The organism is Roseovarius tolerans, assembly GCF_900109855.1.
GTDB lineage: Bacteria > Pseudomonadota > Alphaproteobacteria > Rhodobacterales > Rhodobacteraceae > Roseovarius > Roseovarius tolerans.
Window position 1 is genome coordinate 1 of the sequence record NZ_FOBO01000026.1, and the last position, 19931, is coordinate 19931.

Genomic DNA, 19931 nt, shown 5'->3' on the forward strand with positions numbered 1-19931 from the left:
ATGGCAGGTGGCTGCTGTGCATCACCGTGCCAGCCGTCACGGATGTCTGTCGCCCGCAGCCAGCACATTCCCAGGTCGCCCGATTTCGCTTGAGAGGCCAACCCTTGCAGGTGCCACAAGAGGGGCAGACGAAGCCGTCCGGCCAGCGTCGTTCTGCCAGATACTCCGAACACGCTTCCTCATCGAAAAAAAGCGCGTCGAACGCTTGGCGGGACATAGGTCTATCGTTTTTCCATCTGGCTGGCATGAGCGGAACAATAAGCGAACATCACAGATTTGCAAGCCCGGTGGCACAACATCCTGTGCCGCCGGAACGAAGGGGATAAGCCTTCTCCATTGATTGGAGACATCTTCAGGGTCTAAGTGCAGCGGAGGCGCAGCGGACGCTAATATGCAGGCTGCGCGGCAACTTGCGCAATCCTCATAAGTGCCTGATACATAGTGCAGAAAGACTGGTGGGTGATGAGAGACTCGAACTCCCGACATCTTCGGTGTAAACGAAGCGCTCTACCAACTGAGCTAATCACCCGTGCGGCGCGTGATAGCCAAGGCTCCGTTCCTGCGCAAGAGGCTTTCGGCGCCGGCGATCAAATCACGCTTGGCTGTAGCCGCGATCCTGCTAGCCTGCGCGCATCACGCATTGCACGGAGACCATCCGCATGACCCACGCGCAGCACAGCATCCCGGCCCGACGCGGCACCGCCACGCGGCTCGGCGCGGGCGAGGCCATTCGCATCATCAACACGCATGGCGCGCAGGTCGTGGACACATGGGCGTTCAGCGCCGACGACATGGGGGAATTCATGTCGATGGAGCATATCCGGCCCACCCTTGGCCGCATCTTTCCCACGGCGGGCGATGCACTCGTCAGCAATCGCCGCCGCCCGATCCTGATGTTCGAGGAAGACACCTCGCCCGGTCGCCACGACACGCTGATCGCGGCCTGCGACGATTACCGCTACGGCCTTCTGGGCTGCACCGAGTATCACGACAACTGCACCGACAACCTGCACGCCGCCCTGCGCCAGCTTGGCCTGACGTCCCCCGAGACACCCAGCCCGCTGAACCTGTGGATGAACATTCCCGTGGATGCCGACGGACGCACCAGCTGGGGCGAACCGCTCAGCAAGCCGGGTGATCATGTCGTGCTGCGCGCGGTGATGGATTGCATCGTCGCCATGTCGGCCTGCCCGCAGGATATCCTGCCGATCAACGGTGCGGCCTGCGTGCCCACCGAGGCGCATTTCGAAATAGTGGGGCGTTGACGGTCGGGCCTGATTTGGATGGGTTGTCGCTTGGAACGGACAGTCGACTTTCACGCCCCGCGCGGAATCAAGGCGTGCTTGCACTCCACCCTCAGCGCATCAGCACCACCGGCACCTTGCACGAGCGCACCATCTCGGTTGTGGTCGAGCCGATGATCAAGCTGCGGATGCGGCTGTGACCATAGGCCCCCATCACCACCATGTCGAAATCGGCCTCTTCGACCAGCTTGCCAAGCGCCGTCTCGGGCTGGCCTGCGATGACCCCGGTTTCGGCCTCGATGCCCGCCGCCTGCAACAGCGCCCTCGCATCCTCCAGCGCCTTCTTCACCTCGGGCGTGGCATGGCCCACGGTCACCACATGCACCTTGAGCCCGGCGAAAAGCGGGCTGCGCGCGATGTGATCCACCGCCTTCATCGCCGAGGTGCCGCCGTCATAGGCCACCAGCACCTTTTCGATGGGCCGGAACGCGCGGGCGGCCACGAAGACGGGCTTGTGGCTCGCGCGCACGATCCGCTCCAGGTTCGATCCCAGATGCCCCTTGGCGAAATCGGCGGCCTCGCCACGCTTGCCGATCAAGATGACGCGCGCGTCCTTCTCGACCTCGGCCACCGTCTCGACGATGTCGCCGTGGCGCAGCCGCGTGGTGATCTCGTTGACCTCGGCCTTTTCCAGAATCGCGCGCGCATCCTCCAAGATCGCGCGCCCGCGATGCGCCACCAGCTTGGCGCGCTGCTCATCGAGTGCGGCCAATTCCTCCAGCAGCGCCGACCGTGCGCCCAGCTTGATCGAGCCCGACAGATCCGCCTGTTCGGACCCTTCGCGCCGCCCCAGCACATGCAGCAACTCGACCGGCGCGCCGGTGCGCTGTGCGATCCATGCGGCGTGATCGCAGACCGAGGCCGAATAAACCGACCCATCCACCAGTGCGATGACCTTCTGCGTCATGCTCATTCCCTCCATCAATGCGACATCAGGGTGTCGATGGCACCCGGCTTGTCGTGAATCGCCAGCTTGTCGACAATTGTCTCCGAGGCCTCGTTCATGCCCCTGATCTCCACATCCGCGCCGTCACGGCGGAATTTCAGCACCGCCATGTCGAGCGCCTGCACAGAAGAGATATCCCAGATATGCGCGCCGCTCACGTCGATCACGACCTTATCCAGCGCCTCCTTGAAATCAAAGGCATTCATGAAGTCCTCGACCGACCCGTAAAAAAGCTGCCCCTCGACCCGGTAGGTGCGCACGCGGCCATCTTTCGACGCCTCGCTCGTGACCCGGAACAGCTGCGCGATCTTGCCGGCAAAGAAGATGCCCGACAACAGCACACCCACCAGCACCCCGATCGCGAGGTTATGGGTATAGACCACCGTGACCACCGTCGCGATCATCACGATCGAGGACGAGCGCGGATGCTCGCGCAGGTTCTTGATCGACGACCAGGAAAACGTGCCGACCGACACCATGATCATGATCGCCACAAGGGCCGCCATCGGGATCATGCTCACCACATCGCCCAGCCCCACGACCATGATCAGCAGGAACAGACCCGCCACAAAGGACGACAGCCGCCCGCGCCCGCCCGATTTGACGTTGATGATCGACTGCCCGATCATCGCGCAACCCGCCATACCACCGATAAACCCGGTCGCGGTATTGGCAATCCCCTGCCCGACCATCTCCTGAGAGCGGTTCGATTTGGTGTCGGTCAGGTCATCGACGATGTTCTGCGTCATCAGGCTTTCGAGCAGGCCCACGACCGCCACCGCCACCGAATAGGGCAGGATGATCATCAGCGTCTCGAAACTCAGCGGAATGTCGGGGATCAGAAACACCGGCAGCGTGTCGGGCAGATCGCCCATATCGCCCACCGTGCGCACATCGAGGCCCAGGACAAACGCCAGCACCGTCAAAACGACGATCGTCACCAGCGGCGAGGGCACCGCCTTGGTCAGCAGCGGGAAAAGATAGATGATCCCCAGCCCCGCCGCCACCAGCAGATAGGTAATCCATGGCACGTGGCGGGGATCAAGCTCCGGCAGTTGCGCCATGAAGATCAGGATGGCGAGCGCGTTGACGAACCCGGTCATCACCGATTTCGAGACATAGCGCATGACAAATCCCAGACGCAGCACGCCCATGCCGATCTGGATAAGCCCCGCCAGCACCGTCGCCGCCAGCAGGTATTCCAGCCCGTGATCCTTCACCAGCGTCACCATCAGCACCGCCGTCGCGGCGGTGGCCGCCGAGATCATGCCGGGCCGCCCGCCGGTGATCGCGGTGATCACCGCAATCGAGAAACTGGCATAAAGCCCCACCTTGGGGTCCACGCCCGCGATGATCGAAAAGGCAATCGCCTCGGGGATGAGCGCCAGCGCCACCACCAGACCCGAGAGCACATCGCCCCGGATATTGCCAAACCATTGTGCCCGATAGGCATCGAGTGAAATCATGTGAAATCCGTCCCTCATCCGGCGGGGCGAGCCCGGCCCGATTGCGCGTCTTTGCAGGTTCCAATGATCCGGCGGATAAGCGGCCGGAAGAGCCACCGCAGGAGTTGCACCCGCAGTCCAGTCGATTGGCCGCAGGCTTTAGCCGCCCCGGGGCCAAAAGCCAACCTGTTTCTGCCGCATTGCAGCATTGTTTCCCGCGCAAGGCCACTGCCGCGCTTGATCGGTCCACGGTGCCGCAGTAGGGTCTGACCTCGGGGGCGCAGGGATGCGGGAACAGTCATTTGGAATTTCGCGGATACCAGGAGCGTCGCCATTTCGCCAATCTCGACGGGCTGCGCTTCGTCTGCATCTCGATGGTGCTCTGGCATCACGCCACCCCCGGCGACCTGAACCATATACAGATCCTCTCGCGCGGCTTTCTCGGCGTCGATTTCTTCTTCGTGCTCAGCGGCTTCCTGATCACCACGCTGCTCTTGCGCGAGGCGCGCGATTACGGGCAATTCTCGCTCCGCGATTTCTACATCCGCCGCGCCCTGCGTATCCTGCCGGTCTACATGTTCGTGGTCACGGCGGTCTCATTCTACTATGTCGGCCTTAAAGGGCGCTCAGACCTCGCCAACCTCGTGCCGTTCTACTACCTCTTTCTGTCGAACTTCCTCACCGATCACATCCCCACGCTCTCGATCACATGGTCGCTCGCGGTCGAAGAACAGTATTACGTGATCTGGCCGCTGCTGATGCTCTTGCTCACCCGCCGCCCGCTGGTCTGGCTTGCGCTGATCGTGGTGGCGGCGAATGTGCTGGGCAGCATGGGGGTTTTCGGCCTCACCGCACCACAGATCGGCCCCCTCACGCTAAAGCTGCCCAATGCGACCTATGCCCCGATCATCATGGGCGCGCTGCTGGCCTTGGCGCTCGACCACCCGCGCGGTCATGCCCTGGCCACCCGCGTGCTTGGTGGACGCTGGTCGGCGCTGGCAGGCTTTGCCCTGCTCGCCCTCGCCATTCACCTCACCCCCTTCGAGATCCGTGGCTGGCCCAACCTGCTCATCCACACGTTGATGAACGCGACCCTCGCCGCCCTCGTCCTGCGCGAGGACAATGCCGGGCTCAGCGTCCTGCGCCAGCCCCTGATCGCACGCGTGGGCGCGGTCAGCTACGGCATCTACCTTTATCACCTGATCGCGCTCGACATCACCAACCGCGCGCTTGGCCTTGCCGGGATCGCGCATGACTGGGTGTTGCTCGCCGCCTACAGCCTGCTGTCGGTCCTGATCGCCGAGATCAGCTTTCGCACGCTCGAAGCCTGGTTCCGCCGCTTCCGCCCCCACCCGCGCCAGCGCCACGCCGCAGCCCCGTCGGCCTGAACGAAAAACGGGCGCTCAACCCGTCAGGGGAGCGCCCGTTTCACATCTGTCTCGCCATGGCGAGGTGGAAAAATGGTGGGTGATAAGAGATTCGAACTCCTGACATCTTCGATGTGAACGAAGCGCTCTACCACTGAGCTAATCACCCGTGCGGCGGCTTTTAGCGTCACTCCGCGCGGTCTGCAACCTCATCTTTCACGCCGCTGCCATTCTCTGCGTCAACATCTGCGGGCAGGATATTCCCGCCCTGTTTCGACTGCCGGATCTTGGCCACGATCACCCGGGCACGCGCGCCTTCCTTGGTGCGATTGAGCTTGACCTTGCCCAGTGGCGGCAGGTTCAGCTCACGCCCCTCGGCCAGCGTCTCGCCGAGGATTTCCAGCATCGCCTCGACCACCGGTTTGGCGAATTTCTTGCGGGTGTCGGAGCGCGACACAACTTTGTCGAGCAACTCCTGCTTTTTCATCTCGGGCCCGGCGCTCTCGATCGGGGTGTCCGTCACCACCACTGGCGTCACCCCCTGCACCGGCTCCTTGGGGGCCGCTTTCGGGGCCGTGTCGGTCGCGGCAGCGCGGGTCGCCGGCTTGGCCGTGCCGCGTGTCGTCTTGCTGCTGGTCTTGCTCCTGCTCGTCTTGGACGTGGTCGTGGTCGCCATGATATGCCTCAGTTGCTCAGTTGCATTTTTGCTTGCATTGTCCCGAGAGGCTAGCGTGAAGCCGCCCGCATTGCCAGCCTGAGTTGACTAAGATACAAAGATTGGTATCTTTCTGTTTACTAATGTAAAGGGTCAACAATGAAACACGCACTTGCCCTGCTCGCGCCCCCCGCGACAGCGGCCGGTATGTCAGATCCAGTCGTGTCACCCGAGATCGTCGCAGCCGAGGCCACATCGTCGTCGGTGCAAAATCAGGACATTGCCTTTTTCACGCTCTACGCGGTTCTTGTCATTCTGACCGCCGCAGGCGCGTTGAACTGATCACGCAACTGTCCCGGTCCTTCGGACAACGCCGCGCCCGCAAAGGGCGCGGCGATCCCTTTTTTGTAGCATCCCGGTCCGCCTCGGCCTTTCACGCTTAGGTTGCAAGTCGCTAAAACTTTATTCAAACGCCATGTTGTGTTACGATATGTCGGCATTTGTGCAGTCTGCGCAACTTTCGTTTTCGCCTTATTTATTCACTAATCCACCTGCACGAGCTTAGTTTCAGAACGGGGGATATCATGACAAAGAAGATTTATGCGGCAACACTCGCCGCGTCGCTTGTCCTCACCGGGACGGCACACGCAACCGAAAATGCCAAGATGAGCGCCAAGCAGATACGCGCCGCCACGCTCTCGACCCAAGGCGGACCCGGCAGCAGCGCCGGACCAGAGGGCGTCGTGTTCGCGCTACTCGCAATCGTGTTCATCGCCGCACTGACCATTTCGCATGGAGGCGGGGCGTATCCGGTTGTAGGGGTCAGCGATGAACGGGCCAAGACCGACATAAAGCGCGTCGGCACCTCGGCGCAGGGCTTCGGCATCTATGAATTTCGCTACAAGGGCCATGCGCAACGCATGCGCGGTGCCATGGCGCAGGATGTCGCCCGGCTGCGCCCGGAGGCCATCAGCCGCCACGAAAGCGGCTTTCTCGCCGTCGATTACAGCCTGATCACGTGACACCGGCCTTGATCGACTGATCCCCTCACGGCGCGGGCTTGCCCCGCACCGTGAACCCGGTACCGGCAGACGCGGCTCAGACCGGGGCACGCGGCTGTTCAGTATGTCAAGGATCGCATCGCTCTCGCAGCCATAGAGATACAGACCGCCGACCTCGTCCCAGTGAGAGAACGCCCCCAAAACGATGCGGCGCTCTTTCCTGGCCATCCTCAGCCGCAGTCCGCCCAGAGACCGCGGCGGCGTGTCATGCCGGTCCATCCAGCTTGGCACCTCTATCCCCTCGATATCGGCAAAACGCAACTCCGCTCCGACCGGCAGGAACAGCATCCGCTCGTCGTCGATGCGGATTTCGCGCACGTTGCGAACGGCTTTCAGACTGAGGAATCCGGTCGTCAGACCAATGATGGACACGAACAGGATCTTGCGCTCAAAGGGCGGCCCCTCAGCGATGGAGATCGCGATGTAAAGCGGCGTCAGCACCAGAAAGAACCAGGCTATCCACAGCACCAAACGACGCCGTACCGGAAAACCTGCTCTTCACTCATACCGATACCCCATCAAGAAAATGCCCCGGATCATCTCCGGGGCATTTTCAACTTTCTTAGTGGGCAACTGCCCCCCGGCCCTCGTTGCCAGGTTTGAGCGCGGCCTCGGCGGCGGCGGCCTCTTCGGCCTCCTCGTCCCAGTCCACCGCCTCGGGCGTGCGGATCAGCGCCAGTTTCAGCACATCACGCACGTGATCGACGGGGATGATATCGAGCCCCTCCTTCACATTGTCGGGAATCTCGGTCAGGTCCTTCTCGTTATCGCGCGGGATAAGCACCGTCTTGATGCCGCCCCGCAGCGCCGCGAGCAGTTTCTCCTTGAGCCCGCCGATGGGCAGCGCATTGCCGCGCAGCGTGACCTCGCCGGTCATGGCGATATCCTTGCGCACCGGGATGCCCGTCAGCACCGACACGATCGAGGTCACCATCGCCAGACCGGCCGAAGGCCCGTCCTTGGGCGTCGCCCCTTCGGGCACGTGCACGTGGATGTCCCACTTCTCGAATTTCGGCGGTTTCACCCCGATTTCGGGCGCGACCGAGCGGACATAGGAAGACGCCGCGTCGATCGACTCCTTCATCACGTCACCCAGCGTGCCGGTGGTCTTCATCCGGCCCTTGCCCGGCAGGCGCAACGCCTCGATATTGAGCAATTCGCCCCCCACCGAGGTGTAGGCCAGCCCGGTCACCACACCGACCTGATCGCTCTCTTCGGCGAGGCCGAACTTGTATTTCCGCACGCCCAGGAAATCGGCAAGGTTCTCGGACGTCACGGTGATCGCCTTGTCCTCGCCCTTGATGATGCGCGTCACCGCCTTGCGCGCGATCTTGGCAATCTCGCGTTCGAGGTTCCGCACCCCGGCCTCGCGGGTGTAATAGCGCACGATATCGGTCAGCGCCGCGTCGGTCAGCTCGAACTCGCCCTTCTTCAGGCCGTTGTTCTTGATCTGCTTGTCCAGCAGATGCTGCTTGGCGATCTCGCGCTTTTCATCCTCGGTATAGCCTGCCAGCGGGATGATCTCCATCCGGTCCAGGAGCGGCCCCGGCATGTTATAGCTGTTGGCCGTGGTCAGGAACATCACGTTCGAGAGGTCGTATTCCACCTCCAGATAGTGATCGACGAAAGTCGAGTTCTGCTCCGGGTCCAGAACCTCCAACATCGCACTCGCCGGATCACCCCGGAAATCCTGCCCCATCTTGTCGATCTCATCGAGCAGGATAAGCGGATTGGTGGTCTTGGCCTTCTTCAACGCCTGGATGATCTTGCCCGGCATCGAGCCGATATAGGTCCGGCGGTGACCGCGGATCTCGCTCTCGTCGCGCACGCCACCCAGAGAAATCCGGATGAACTCGCGCCCCGTCGATCGCGCCACGCTCTTGCCAAGGCTCGTCTTGCCCACGCCCGGCGGGCCGACAAGGCACATGATCGGACCTTTCAGCTTTTTGCTGCGTTGCTGCACCGCGAGATACTCGACGATGCGCTCCTTGACCTTCTCAAGCCCGTAGTGATCGGCGTCGAGAATGTCCTGCGCCTTGTGCAGGTCCTTCTTGACGCGGCTTTTCACGCCCCACGGAATGCCCAGCATCCAGTCGAGGTAGTTGCGCACCACGGTGGCCTCGGCACTCATCGGGCTCATGTTCTTGAGCTTCTTGAGCTCGGCCTCGGCCTTGTCCTTGGCCTCCTTGCTCAGCTTGGTGTTGGCGATACGCTCTTCCAGCTCGGCAATCTCGCCTTCGCCGTCCTCGCCATCACCCAGCTCCTTCTGAATGGCTTTCATCTGCTCATTCAGGTAATATTCGCGCTGCGTGCGCTCCATCTGGCTCTTGACGCGGGTCTTGATCTTCTTCTCGACCTGCAAGACGCTCATTTCGCCCTGCATCAGGCCGTAAACCTTCTCCAGCCGCTCGCTCACGCTCAGCGTCTCCAGCAGTTCCTGCTTGCGCTCCACGTCGATGCCCAGATGCCCGGCCACCAGATCGGCCAGTTTTGCCGCCTCGTCGGAATCCGTCACAGCGGCCAACGCCTCGTCGGGAATGTTCTTCTTGACCTTGGCGTAGCGCGCAAACTCGTCGCCGACGCTGCGCAACAGCGCCTCGATGGTGGTCGCGTCACCGGGAGTCTCGCTCATGTATTCGGCGCGCGCCTCAAAGAAATCGTCGTTCTCCAGATACTCGGTGATGCGCACCCGCGCCACACCCTCGACCAGCACCTTGACGGTGCCGTCAGGCAGTTTCAGCAGTTGCAGCACATTGGCCAGCACGCCGACGCGGTAAATATCGCCCTCTGCGGGGTCGTCATCGGCGGGGTCGATCTGGCTCGACAGCAGGATCTGCTTGTCGTCCTGCATCACCTCTTCCAGCGCGCGCACCGACTTGTCGCGCCCCACGAAAAGCGGCACGATCATATGCGGAAACACCACGATATCTCGCAGCGGCAGCACGGGATAGGATGCGTTGAGTGGGTCTTGCATGCTCGTTTTCCTGTTCTTGGCAAGAGGACACCGGCCCCGGCTTCGCGGCAGCCCCGGCCCTCTCCGTTTCGCTTGGGTCTTACTTGGGGCAGACCGGGCCCCGTTTCAACAGATGTCGCGCAGAATGCCCGCCCCGGTCGTGCTCCACAAGGCCTCTTTCCGCCACATTTGCAGCATTTTCACCACCCTGCCTCTGCAAGCCGCATTTTCCATGCTGTCTGCCATAGTTTAAGGCTGGTCACGCCCCCGCGTCACGCTTGATTTCAGGCCTCCGATCGGCTCTGCTCGCGCAAGGTGGAGGAAACCGACATGCGCGCAATCGTGAAATGGACGATCCGGATTATGCTGGCGCTGGTGCTTGCACTGGTGGTCGTCGGCCTGTGGAAACGCGAAGAGATCACGCGGCTCTGGGCGGTCAACACGCTCTTCGACGACACCCGGATCGTCGCGAATTTCTCCAACATGGAGCGCGCCTTCCTGACCCTGCCCGTGCCGCGCGGCGACGGGCCGATGTCGCCCCTGCCCCAAGGCCCCGAGATGACCCTGCCCGAGGGCGTCGCAACATGGATCGAGGCGCGCAACGTCACCTCGCTTCTGGTGCTCCACGACGGCCGGATCGTGCATGAACGCTACCTGCAAGGCACGCAGGCCGATGACCGCCGGATCAGCTGGTCGGTCGCAAAGAGCTTCCTGTCGGCGCTCTTCGGCATCGCACTGGCCGAGGGACAGATCGCCTCGCTCGATGATCCGGTCACGCGCTACGCCCCGCAACTGCAGGGCAGCGCCTATGACGGCACCACCATTCGCCAGCTCTTGCAGATGACCAGCGGGCTGGAATTCGACGAGGACTACTTGGACTACGACTCCGACATCAACCGCATGGGCCGGGTGCTGGCGCTTGGCGGCACGATGGACGGGTTCGCGGCCGGCCTGACGGCCCGCGCGGCAGACTCAGGCACACGCTGGAAATATGTCTCGATCGACACCCATGCGCTCGCCATGGTGCTGCGCGGGGCGACCGGGCGCGACCTGCCGGGGCTTTTGTCCGAGCACATCATCCAGCCTTTGGGCTTTGAGGCCGACCCCTACTACCTCAGCGATGGCGAGGGCGTCGCCTTTGCGCTTGGCGGTCTGAACCTGACAACCCGCGACTATGCGCGCTTTGGCCTGATGGTCGAGCAGATGGGCCGCTACAAGGGGCGTCAGGTGGTGCCCGAGGACTGGATCAGGGCCTCCACCACCCCAAGCGCCCCCACGCCTGAGGGGGCGCTGCAATACGGCTATCAATGGTGGATGCCGGAAGACGCCCGCGACGGCGAGGTCTTTGGCCACGGCATCTACGGGCAATACATCTATATCGACCGGGCGCGCGACGCGGTGATCGTGGTGACCTCCGCCGATCGGGGCTTTCGCGAACCGGGTGTCAAGACCGGCAATATCGCCATGCTCCGCCGCATCGCCGCCGCGCCCTGATCCGCTTGCCGCGCGGGCCCACGGCGCTATAGTCAGGGCGCAAGCTAAGAGGTCCTGAAGGACCGAGCCAGCCTTTCACGCGACACTGGAAACAGAAGGGCACGACATGACATTCATCGCGATGAACCGCTTTCAGGTGAAACCCGGCCACGAGGCCGAGTTTGAGCGCATGTGGGCCGAGCGCGAGAGCCATCTTGCCGAGGTTCCGGGCTTTCGCGAGTTCCGCCTGCTCAAGGGGCCCGAGGGCGAGGGGCACAGGCTCTATTCCAGCCACGTGATCTGGGAGAGCCGCGACGCCTTTGACACCTGGACCAAGTCCGAGGCGTTTCGCGCGGCGCACAAGGACGCGGGCAATCGGACGACGCGCGATGCGCTGATGGGACCACCACAATTCGAGGGCTTCGAGACGGTTCTCGAAGAATACTGACAGACGGGAGAAACGCGCGATGGAGATGGAGAAATCGGTCAATGTGCTGGGCGGGACGCTGTCCGCCTGCTCCAGCGACCCGGTCACCGGGTTCTTTCGCGACGGGCATTGCAACACCTGCACGCAGGATCACGGCAGTCACACGGTCTGCGCCCTGATGACCGCCGAATTCCTCGCCTATTCGAAATATGTCGGCAACGACCTGAGCACCCCGCGCCCCGAATTCGGCTTTGCCGGGCTCAAGCCCGGCGATCAGTGGTGCCTGTGCGCCGCGCGTTTCCTGCAAGCCCACGACGAGGGCTGCGCGCCACAGGTCCGGCTCGACGCGACGCACCAGCGCGCGCTCGACATCGTGCCACTGGATGTGCTGCGACAGCACGCACCGGCTTAACCAGACGGTCACCGGGGCAAGGGGCGGCCCACGCCGCCCCTACCCCCCGACCAGCCGCCGATCAGCCACCAGTCTCGATATCAAAGCCGAGATGCTTGGCGACAGTGAAGATATCCTTGTCGCCACGCCCGCACATATTCATCACCAGCAAGTGATCGCTCGGCAGATCGGGGGCGATCTTCATCACATGGGCGAGCGCATGGCTCGGCTCCAGGGCCGGAATGATCCCTTCCATTGCACAGCTCAGCTGGAACGCCTCGAGCGCCTCCTTGTCGGTGATCGAGACATATTGCGCGCGCTTGGTCTCGTGCAGCCAGCTGTGCTCGGGGCCGATGCCGGGATAATCGAGACCCGCCGAGATCGAATGCCCCTCCAGGATCTGCCCGTCATCGTCCTGCAAGAGATAGGTCCGGTTGCCATGCAACACGCCGGGCCGCCCGCCGGTCAATGAGGCGCAATGCTCCATCCGGTCGTCGACACCGTGGCCCCCGGCCTCGACCCCGATGATGCTGACCTCCTTGTCGTCAAGGAACGGATAGAACAGCCCCATGGCGTTCGATCCGCCACCGATGGCAGCGACCAGCGTGTCAGGCAGACGGCCCTCGGCGGCCTGCATCTGTTCGCGCGTCTCCTTGCCGATGATCGACTGGAAATCGCGCACCATCGCCGGATAGGGATGCGGACCGGCCACCGTGCCGATGCAATAAAACGTGTCGCGCACATTGGTCACCCAGTCGCGCAGCGCGTCGTTCATCGCATCCTTGAGCGTGCCACGCCCGGAGGTGACGGGGATCACCTCGGCCCCGAGCAGGCGCATGCGGAACACGTTGGGGGCCTGCCGCTCGACATCATGCGCGCCCATGTAGACCACGCATTGCAACCCGAACTTGGCGCAGACCGTGGCGGTGGCGACGCCGTGCTGACCGGCCCCCGTCTCGGCGATGATCCGGCTCTTGCCCATACGGCGCGCAAGGATGATCTGGCCCAGCACGTTGTTGATCTTATGCGCGCCGGTGTGATTGAGCTCGTCGCGCTTGAGATAGATCTTGGCCCCGCCGAGATGCTGCGTCAGCCGGTCGGCATAATAGAGCGGCGATGGGCGGCCCACGTAATGGGTCCACAGATCATGCATCTCGTCCCAGAAGCTCTGGTCGGTCTTGGCATGCTCGTACTGCTCTTCCAGCTCGAGGATGAGCGGCATGAGGGTTTCCGACACGAACCGCCCGCCGAAATCGCCGAACCGGCCTTTCTCGTCGGGGCCGGTCATGAAGGAGTTGAATAGATCGTTGGCCATGAGATACGCCCCTTGTTTGCTTCCGCATGTCCTAGTGCGAGGACACGGCGAGGGCAAGTGAAAGGCGTTTGCAATGCCGCTCGAACACGGTGCTCCGTGCGCGCGGAAGGGCTTACGTATCCAGATACAACTTGAACCCGGTATGCGAGGCGGCAAAGCCGAGATCCTCGTAGAAGCGTCGCGCATCCTCGCGTGTCGAATTCATCGTAAGCTGGACGAGAGCACAGCCAGCGGCCCGCGCCCGCGCCTCAACATCGGCAAACATCCGGTGGCCTAACCCCTGGCCCCGCAGTTGGCTCGCGATGCGCACACTCTCCACCTGCGCGCGGCGCGCGGCCGCCAGCGACAAGCCCCTGATCAGGGTAAGCTGATAAGTTGCGACCACCCTGTCCTGCGGGTCCAGGCCGACGATCACCTCGTTGCCGCCCTCCTGTCGCATGCTGTCGAAGGCTGCAACATAGCGATCCATGTCGCCTGATTCACGGCCCTGTCCGAACATGTCATCCCGGAGAAGCGCCACGATCTGCGGCACCTCCTCGCGTCGCGCCGGACGGAACCGGATCAAGCGGGCGCCTGCGCGTTATCAATGAAGGCACGGATCAGTTTGGCGTCCTTGACGCCGGGCGCGCGCTCCACCCCCGACGACACGTCAAGCTGCTTTGCCCCTGTGCGCGCCACGGCCTGCGCCACGTTGCCGGGCGTCAGCCCGCCCGCCAGCAGCCACGGAAGCGGCCAGTCGCGCCCCTCGATCAGCCGCCAGTCGAAGGCCAGCGCATTGCCGCCCGGGCGCGTCGCCCCCGGTGGCGGCTTGGCGTCGATCAGCAACTGATCGGCCACCTTTGCATAGACGTCGACTTGCGCCAGGTCCGCCGCCTCGGCCACGCCGATGGCCTTCATCACCGGCAGACCATAGCGCGCCTTGATCTCGGCCACCCGCGCGGGGGATTCCTCACCATGCAATTGCAGGAAATCGAGCGGCACCCGGTCTGTCAGCGCATCGAGCGCCGCGTTGTCGGCATCGACCGTCAGCGCCACCTTGGCCACGCCCGGCGGCACGTCGAGCGCCAGCGTACGCGCCGTGTCCACCGTCACATGACGCGGCGATTTCCCGAAGAACACGAATCCCACATAGGCCGCCCCCGCCGACACGGCGGCAGCCACGTCGGCCGCAGCGGTCAGACCGCAGATCTTGACGCGAATATCGGTGCTCATAGGCGCGGGTTTAGCTCGCCTGATCCAGAAGCGCCAGAACCTCGTCCTTGTCCTTGTGCTTCTCGCCCTTCAGACGCTTGACCTCGGCGCGCAGGCTAGCCAGTTCACGCGCCTGCCTTGCGGCGGCGGCACGCTCCCCCGCCTCGCGGATCCATTCCCAGATGAACCCCACGATCAGCCCTGCCAGAATTCCGCCGAAGATCACCACAAAGAGCGGCATGTCATAGGTCGGGTTGAGGGCGGCAAAGCCTGCCAGCTCATCAGGCAGCACCCGCAGGCTGACCACCCCGCGATTGGCCAGTGCGATGAGCACGAGGGCAAGCGCAAAGACAGCGATGGAGGCGTAGCGAATATAGCGCATGGGTCACTTTCCGTTGAGCCGGTCACGCAACAGCTTGCCGGTCTTGAAGAAGGGCACGAATTTCTCGTCAACATGCACGCTTTCGCCGGTGCGCGGATTGCGACCGATCCGCGCGTCGCGCTTTTTCACCGAGAACGCGCCAAAGCCGCGCAGCTCGACCCGGTTGCCGCTGGCCAGCGCATCGGTGATCTCGCTGAAGATGGTGTTTACGATACGCTCGACATCGCGCTGATAGAGATGCGGGTTCTCGTCGGCGATTTTCTGAATCAGTTCCGATCGGATCATCGGTGGTCTCCCCCGGCCATTCTTTTGAGTGCTTGGCAGTTGAAGGCGACTATATCCAGAATGACGCGAAACCCAAACAGAAAGCCGGGGCCAAGAGCCGGATAACTATGAAATAATTCCCGTACCCGACAGGTTTTGCACCCGAATGCGGCTTTGCGGCCCCAGTGCCGCAGCGCGGCACGGTGCTGCCGCGCGGCACGCCTGAGATGATTCGCAGCTGGCAAGGCCATGCCGACAGCACCGGCGAAGTGGTGGACATTGCCGCCCGCCGGACGCATGGTCCGCGCAACCGCAGAAGGGACGACACGTGGCGCGCAGGCAGATCATCATCGACACCGATCCCGGACAGGATGACGCCGTGGCGATCCTGCTGGCGCTGGCCGCCTCGGAGGAAATCGAGGTGCTGGGCCTGACCTGTGTCGCGGGCAACGTGCCGCTGGCGCTGACCGCGCGCAACGCCCGGATGATCTGCGAACTGGCCGGGCGGCCCGATCTGCCGGTCTGCGCGGGCTGTGACCGCCCCATCGGCCGCGATCTGGTCACCGCCGAACATGTGCACGGCCAGAGCGGCCTTGACGGCCCCGATCTGCCCGCACCCCGGATGCCCCTGCACCCGGCCCATGCGGTGGATTTCCTGATCGAAACGCTGCGCCGCGCCCGGCACGGTGACGCTGGTCGCCCTCGGACCGCTCACCAATCTCGCCACCGCCTTCACCCGGGCCCCCGACATCGTTGGGCGGGTGCGAGAGATCGTCCTCATGGGCGGCGCCCATTCGGCCCTTGGAAACGTGACACCGGTGGCCGAGTTCAACATCCATGTCGATCCGACCGCCGCCGATATCGTGCTGCGCGCAGGCGTGCCCGTGGTGATGGCGCCCCTCGACGTCACCCACAAGGCGCTGGTGACGCCCGCCCGCAACGAAGCACTGCGTGCCCTCGGCACCCCCGTGGGCCGCGCCGTGGCCGATCTCACCGGCTTTTTCGAGCGTTACAACCCCGCCCGCTACGGCGCCGAGGGCGGCCCCCTGCACGATCCCTGCACCATCGCCTGGCTCCTGCGCCCCGATCTTTTCACCTCCCGCGCCGTCAACGTGACGGTCGAGACGCGATCGGACCTGACCCTTGGCATGACCGTGATGGACTGGTGGGGCGTCACCGGTCGCACACCCAACGCAACGGTGCTACATGATATCGACCCGGGTGGGTTCTTCGACCTGCTGACAGAAAGGCTGGCCACGCTATGACCGCACTCACCCTGGCGCGCCCTGACGACCTGGAGCGGCTGGCAAGCCTTGTCGCAGCCTTTCACGACGAGACCGGCATCGCGCAGGACGACACCACCCGCCGCGCCGCGCTGAACCCGCTGCTTGCAGGCAGCCCGCATGGCGTGGCCTACCTGATCGGCCCGGCACGCGCGCCCATCGGCTATGTCATCCTCAGCTTTGGCTGGTCGATGGAGTTCGCCGGAATGGACGGCTTCGTCGATGAAATCTACATCCGTCGCGCGGTGCGCGGGCGCGGCATCGGCTCGGAAGTACTCAGCAACCTGCCCAAGGCGCTGGCCGGGGCGGGATTGCGGGCACTGCATCTCGAAGTGCGGCGCGACAACACCTCTGCTCAGGCGTTCTATGAACGTCTGCGATTTGCGCCGCGCGACGACTACATGTTGATGACCCGCATCTTCGACTGACCGCGACCGATCCTGCACGCGCTCAGCCTGCGCGGGTTCTTGCCTGTTTCACCGACGCAAATACCCGATTTTCGCACAACCCTTGCGCGTTGAGCGACAAGGCGCACACTGCCATTATTAAGTTCAAGACGTGCATCGGTCGCTGGCCGGACCTGCACGACCGCAGCCCCTGCCCGGGCGGCACCTCAAAGCCAGAGCCGAACGTGACTCAGCGAAGGGATTTCAACCATGGTAAAAATCATACTCAACGGAACCGAAACCGAGGTCGGCGACGACCCCTCGATGCCGCTCCTGTGGGCGATCCGGGATCTCACCGGGGCGACCGGCACGAAATACGGCTGCGGCGTGGGCCTCTGCGGTGCCTGCACCGTCCATGTCGACGGCAAGGCCGAACGCTCCTGCCAGTTCACGGTTGGCGATGCCGAGGGCCGCGAGGTGACCAGCATCGAGGGCCTTGATCCATCGGGGGACCACCGGCTTCAGGCCGCTTGGCGCGAGTTGAACGTGCCGCAATGCGGCTTCTGCCAGGCCGGTCAGATCATGCAGGCCGCGTCGCTTCTGGCCGAGAACCCGAAACCCACCGATGACGAAATCCTGAGCGCGATGTCGAACAATGTCTGCCGCTGCGGCTGTTACCAGCGGATCGTCGCGGCCGTTCGTCTCGCAAGCACGGGGAGCTGAACCATGCTGAAATATCTTGAAACGACGACCGATGACACCACGACAGACGTGCATCTTAGCAAGCTGTCGCGCCGCGGTTTTCTGGGCATTGCCGGGGCCTTCACGCTGGCCGCCTATGGCGGACGCGCCGAGGCGTTCGAGACCTACAAGACCGGGGCGGCGGCGATGCCGCGCGGCATCGTCGATGACCCGCTGGTCTTCGTGTCGATCGACAGCGATGGCACGGTCACACTGGTCGCGCACCGCTCGGAAATGGGCACCGGCATCCGCAGCTCTATCCCGATGGTCATCGCCGACGAGATGGAGGCCGACTGGGCGCGCGTGACCATCGTGCAGGCCCCGGGCGACGAGCCGAAATACGGCAATCAGGACACCGACGGCTCGCGCTCGATGCGCCATCACATTCAGGCCGCGCGCCGGATGGGCGGCGCGGTGCGCACCATGCTGGCCCGTGCCGCGGCCGACGGCTGGGGCATCGACCCCGCCGATGTGACAGTCGAGATGCATCAGGTCAAAGCGCCCGATGGCCGGATCCTCGGCTTTGGCGAGCTGGCCGAGACGGCCATGGCGCAGCCCGTGCCGTCCCATGAAGAGATCGCCTACAAGACGGATGCGGAATTCCGCTACATGGGCAAGGGCGAGGTCCAGATCACCGACCTGCGCGACATCACCACCGGCGCCGCCGTCTACGGGGCTGACGTGATGCTTGAAGGGATGAAGACCGCCCTCATCGCCCGCCCGCCCGTGGTCGGTGGCAAGGCAAAATCCTTTGACGCCTCCAAGGCGCTCGAGGTGCCCGGCGTGGTCGCCGTGCATGAACTGCCCTATGGCGGGCTGGCGCAGAAATTCGCGCCGCTCGGCGGCATCGCCGTAGTGGCCGACAACACCTGGGCCGCCACCAAGGGCCGCGATGCGCTTGAAATCGAATGGGAGGCCGGGCCGCATGGCGACTACAGCTCGACCCAGTTCATGGAAGAGATGAAGGCGACGGCCGAAAAGCCGGGCAGCGTGGCCCGCGACAAGGGCGACATCGAGGATGCCTTTGCCAAGGCCGCCCGGACCTTCGGGCAGACCTATACCCAGGCCCACATGGCCCATATCCCGATGGAGCCGCCGGCGGCGGTGGCGCATTACACTGGCGACGCGCTCGAAATCTGGGCCCCGGTGCAAAGCCCCTATACCGCGCGGCTCGACACCGCCAAGGCCCTCGGGCTGGACCCCGAACAGGTCAGGATGAACGTCACCCTGCTGGGCGGCGGCTTTGGTCGCAAATCCAAGGCCGATTACGTCACCGAGGCAGCCCTTCTGTCGCGCGAGGTCGGCGCGCCGGTACGGGTGCAATGGACCCGCGAGGACGATGTGCGCCACTCGTTCTACCACACCACCTCCGCCGAACGGATCGAGGTGGCGCTCGATGACGCGGGCCAGGTGACCGGCTGGCGGCACCGCTCGGTCGCCCCGTCGATCAAGAGCACCTTTGCCCCAGACGACGGCCTGCCGATGCCGCTCGAACAGGGCATGGGCATGACCGACCTGCCGTTTGACATCGCCAATATCCGCTGTGAAAGCGGCAAGGCCATGGCGCATACGCGGATCGGCTGGTTCCGCTCGGTCTCGAACGTGCCGCATGCCTGGGCCGTGGGCTCTTTCGTGGGCGAGTTGGCGCATGAGCTGGGCAGGGATCAGCGGCAGATGTGGCTGGACCTGATCGGTGCGCCACGCGTCATGGACCCCACGGCCGACGGTCTGCCCGAAGATTTCTGGAACTATGGCGAGCCGATGCAGGAGTTCCCCATCGAAACCGGGCGACTGGCCGAGGTTCTCAATCGCGCGGCGGACGGGATCGGCTATGGCCGCAACCTGCCCGAGGGCGAAGGCATCGGCCTCGCGGTGCATCGCAGCTTCGTCTCCTATGTCGGCTGTGCGGCGCGGGTGAAACTGGTCGATGGCCGGATCACCGTCCCCGAGATGCACCTCGCGATCGACTGCGGCTTTGCCGCCAACCCCGAGCGTATCGAAAGCCAGATGCAGGGGGCCGCGGTGATGGGCATGACGCTGGCGCTGCACTCGGGCATCACCTATGAAAACGGCGCGGTGGTGCAGTCGAACTTCTACGATTACGACGTGGTGCGCTCTGACAACTACCCGCGCAACGTCGTCACCCATATCGTCGAACACCCGTTCTCGGTCCACGCCACCGGCGTCGGAGAACCGGGCGTGCCACCGGTGGCACCTGCGCTTGCCAATGCGCTCTTCGCCGCCACCGGCACGCGGCGGCGCAGCCTGCCCATGGGTGCCCAGGTGTAAAAAACGGCCGGGCGCCGCATCGGCGGGGCCCGACAGCTTGTAAAACCGGTTACGTCGG

At 63.8% G+C, this 19931-nt stretch carries 20 protein-coding genes, 2 tRNA genes, 1 pseudogene and 1 other annotated feature; of the genes and pseudogenes, 11 read left to right on the forward strand and 12 right to left on the reverse strand.

All coding sequences use genetic code 11. The features are described 5' to 3' along the window. Both BMX04_RS17680 and BMX04_RS17685 read right to left on the reverse strand, forming a co-directional pair. Window positions 1-247, reverse strand: a 247-nt coding sequence (locus tag BMX04_RS17680; protein WP_139194616.1) for a transposase, incomplete at its 3' end; no start/stop codon positions are given. Window positions 248-453: 206 nt separating this feature from the next. Next, window positions 454-529 (reverse strand) — tRNA-Val (locus BMX04_RS17685). 130 nt (window positions 530-659) lie between these two features. Between BMX04_RS17685 and BMX04_RS17690 the strand changes: the two genes are divergently transcribed. Then, window positions 660-1265, forward strand: a complete 606-nt coding sequence (locus BMX04_RS17690) for a DUF1989 domain-containing protein (RefSeq protein WP_050662543.1) — start codon at window positions 660-662, stop codon at window positions 1263-1265. A 91-nt stretch (window positions 1266-1356) separates the two neighbouring features. Here BMX04_RS17690 and BMX04_RS17695 read toward each other — a convergent pair whose 3' ends face one another. Both BMX04_RS17695 and BMX04_RS17700 read right to left on the reverse strand, forming a co-directional pair. Further along, entirely contained in the window at window positions 1357-2211 is an 855-nt protein-coding gene (locus BMX04_RS17695; protein ID WP_175477409.1) for a universal stress protein, read from the reverse strand. Between the two features lie 14 nt (window positions 2212-2225). Beyond that, entirely contained in the window at window positions 2226-3716 is a 1491-nt protein-coding gene (locus BMX04_RS17700; protein ID WP_074788196.1) for a SulP family inorganic anion transporter, read from the reverse strand. Window positions 3717-3778: 62 nt separating this feature from the next. Further along, window positions 3779-3838, reverse strand: a sequence feature (sul1 is cis-regulatory element that is thought to sense ions involved in sulfur or methionine metabolism; They are found in Alphaproteobacteria). A gap of 159 nt (window positions 3839-3997) precedes the next feature. Between BMX04_RS17700 and BMX04_RS17705 the strand changes: the two genes are divergently transcribed. Further along, entirely contained in the window at window positions 3998-5083 is a 1086-nt protein-coding gene (locus tag BMX04_RS17705) for an acyltransferase family protein (RefSeq protein ID WP_083398234.1), read from the forward strand. A 73-nt stretch (window positions 5084-5156) separates the two neighbouring features. Here BMX04_RS17705 and BMX04_RS17710 read toward each other — a convergent pair. Both BMX04_RS17710 and BMX04_RS19525 read right to left on the reverse strand, forming a co-directional pair. Then, window positions 5157-5231, reverse strand: a tRNA-Val gene (locus BMX04_RS17710). Window positions 5232-5249: 18 nt separating this feature from the next. After that, entirely contained in the window at window positions 5250-5738 is a 489-nt protein-coding gene (locus BMX04_RS19525) for an HU family DNA-binding protein (RefSeq protein WP_074788198.1), read from the reverse strand. A gap of 186 nt (window positions 5739-5924) precedes the next feature. Here BMX04_RS19525 and BMX04_RS19780 point away from each other — a divergent pair, with 186 nt between their 5' ends. Both BMX04_RS19780 and BMX04_RS19875 read left to right on the forward strand, forming a co-directional pair. After that, on the forward strand, window positions 5925-6059 hold the full coding sequence (locus tag BMX04_RS19780) for a hypothetical protein (protein WP_268784943.1): 135 nt from the start codon (window positions 5925-5927) through the stop codon (window positions 6057-6059). Window positions 6060-6382: 323 nt separating this feature from the next. Then, window positions 6383-6739: a tail fiber domain-containing protein gene (locus BMX04_RS19875; RefSeq protein WP_420876417.1), complete on the forward strand. Its 357-nt coding sequence runs from the start codon at window positions 6383-6385 to the stop codon at window positions 6737-6739. A 601-nt stretch (window positions 6740-7340) separates the two neighbouring features. On the opposite strand, the gene lon is transcribed toward BMX04_RS19875, so the two are convergent. After that, the gene (lon, locus tag BMX04_RS17730; RefSeq protein ID WP_074788201.1) at window positions 7341-9752 is read right to left on the reverse strand and encodes an endopeptidase La; all 2412 of its coding nucleotides are present in this window, start codon (window positions 9750-9752) and stop codon (window positions 7341-7343) included. A 309-nt stretch (window positions 9753-10061) separates the two neighbouring features. On the opposite strand from lon, the gene BMX04_RS17735 reads away from it, so the two are divergent. The 3 genes from BMX04_RS17735 (at window position 10062) to BMX04_RS17745 (ending at window position 12043) form a co-directional block, all read left to right on the forward strand. After that, window positions 10062-11225 carry a serine hydrolase domain-containing protein gene (locus BMX04_RS17735; protein WP_074788202.1) on the forward strand — a complete coding sequence of 388 codons (1164 nt, stop codon included), beginning with the start codon at window positions 10062-10064 and terminating at the stop codon, window positions 11223-11225. A gap of 106 nt (window positions 11226-11331) precedes the next feature. After that, a complete protein-coding gene (gene hmuQ / locus BMX04_RS17740) occupies window positions 11332-11652 on the forward strand; it encodes a heme-degrading protein HmuQ (protein WP_074788203.1) in 321 nt (106 codons plus the stop codon). A 19-nt stretch (window positions 11653-11671) separates the two neighbouring features. Next, window positions 11672-12043, forward strand: a complete 372-nt coding sequence (locus tag BMX04_RS17745; protein ID WP_074788204.1) for a DUF2237 family protein — start codon at window positions 11672-11674, stop codon at window positions 12041-12043. A gap of 61 nt (window positions 12044-12104) precedes the next feature. Here BMX04_RS17745 and trpB read toward each other — a convergent pair whose 3' ends face one another. From trpB to ihfB, 5 genes are all read right to left on the reverse strand, one after another. Next, window positions 12105-13337 carry a tryptophan synthase subunit beta gene (gene trpB, locus BMX04_RS17750; protein WP_074788205.1) on the reverse strand — a complete coding sequence of 411 codons (1233 nt, stop codon included), beginning with the start codon at window positions 13335-13337 and terminating at the stop codon, window positions 12105-12107. 112 nt (window positions 13338-13449) lie between these two features. Beyond that, the gene (locus tag BMX04_RS17755) at window positions 13450-13902 is read right to left on the reverse strand and encodes a GNAT family N-acetyltransferase (protein WP_074788206.1); all 453 of its coding nucleotides are present in this window, start codon (window positions 13900-13902) and stop codon (window positions 13450-13452) included. Continuing rightward, window positions 13899-14549, reverse strand: a complete 651-nt coding sequence (locus BMX04_RS17760; protein ID WP_074788207.1) for a phosphoribosylanthranilate isomerase — start codon at window positions 14547-14549, stop codon at window positions 13899-13901. Before BMX04_RS17760 ends, BMX04_RS17755 begins: the two co-directional genes overlap by 4 nt. A gap of 10 nt (window positions 14550-14559) precedes the next feature. Continuing rightward, on the reverse strand, window positions 14560-14910 hold the full coding sequence (locus BMX04_RS17765) for a lipopolysaccharide assembly protein LapA domain-containing protein (RefSeq protein ID WP_074788208.1): 351 nt from the start codon (window positions 14908-14910) through the stop codon (window positions 14560-14562). A gap of 3 nt (window positions 14911-14913) precedes the next feature. Beyond that, window positions 14914-15195, reverse strand: a complete 282-nt coding sequence (gene ihfB / locus BMX04_RS17770; protein ID WP_050662556.1) for an integration host factor subunit beta — start codon at window positions 15193-15195, stop codon at window positions 14914-14916. 307 nt (window positions 15196-15502) lie between these two features. Between ihfB and BMX04_RS17775 the strand changes: the two are divergent. The 4 genes and pseudogenes from BMX04_RS17775 to BMX04_RS17790 all read left to right on the forward strand — a co-directional run bounded on the left by BMX04_RS17775 (window position 15503) and on the right by BMX04_RS17790 (window position 19873). Next, window positions 15503-16439, forward strand: a pseudogene (locus BMX04_RS17775) (nucleoside hydrolase). Beyond that, complete coding sequence (locus BMX04_RS17780) at window positions 16436-16885, forward strand: GNAT family N-acetyltransferase (protein WP_074788209.1); 450 nt, start codon at window positions 16436-16438, stop codon at window positions 16883-16885. Before BMX04_RS17775 ends, BMX04_RS17780 begins: the two are co-directional and overlap by 4 nt. A gap of 228 nt (window positions 16886-17113) precedes the next feature. Continuing rightward, entirely contained in the window at window positions 17114-17566 is a 453-nt protein-coding gene (locus tag BMX04_RS17785) for a (2Fe-2S)-binding protein (protein ID WP_074788210.1), read from the forward strand. Between the two features lie 3 nt (window positions 17567-17569). Then, window positions 17570-19873 (forward strand): xanthine dehydrogenase family protein molybdopterin-binding subunit, encoded by a 2304-nt coding sequence (locus BMX04_RS17790; RefSeq protein ID WP_074788211.1) that lies wholly within the window; start codon window positions 17570-17572, stop codon window positions 19871-19873. Window positions 19874-19931 lie beyond the last annotated feature (58 nt).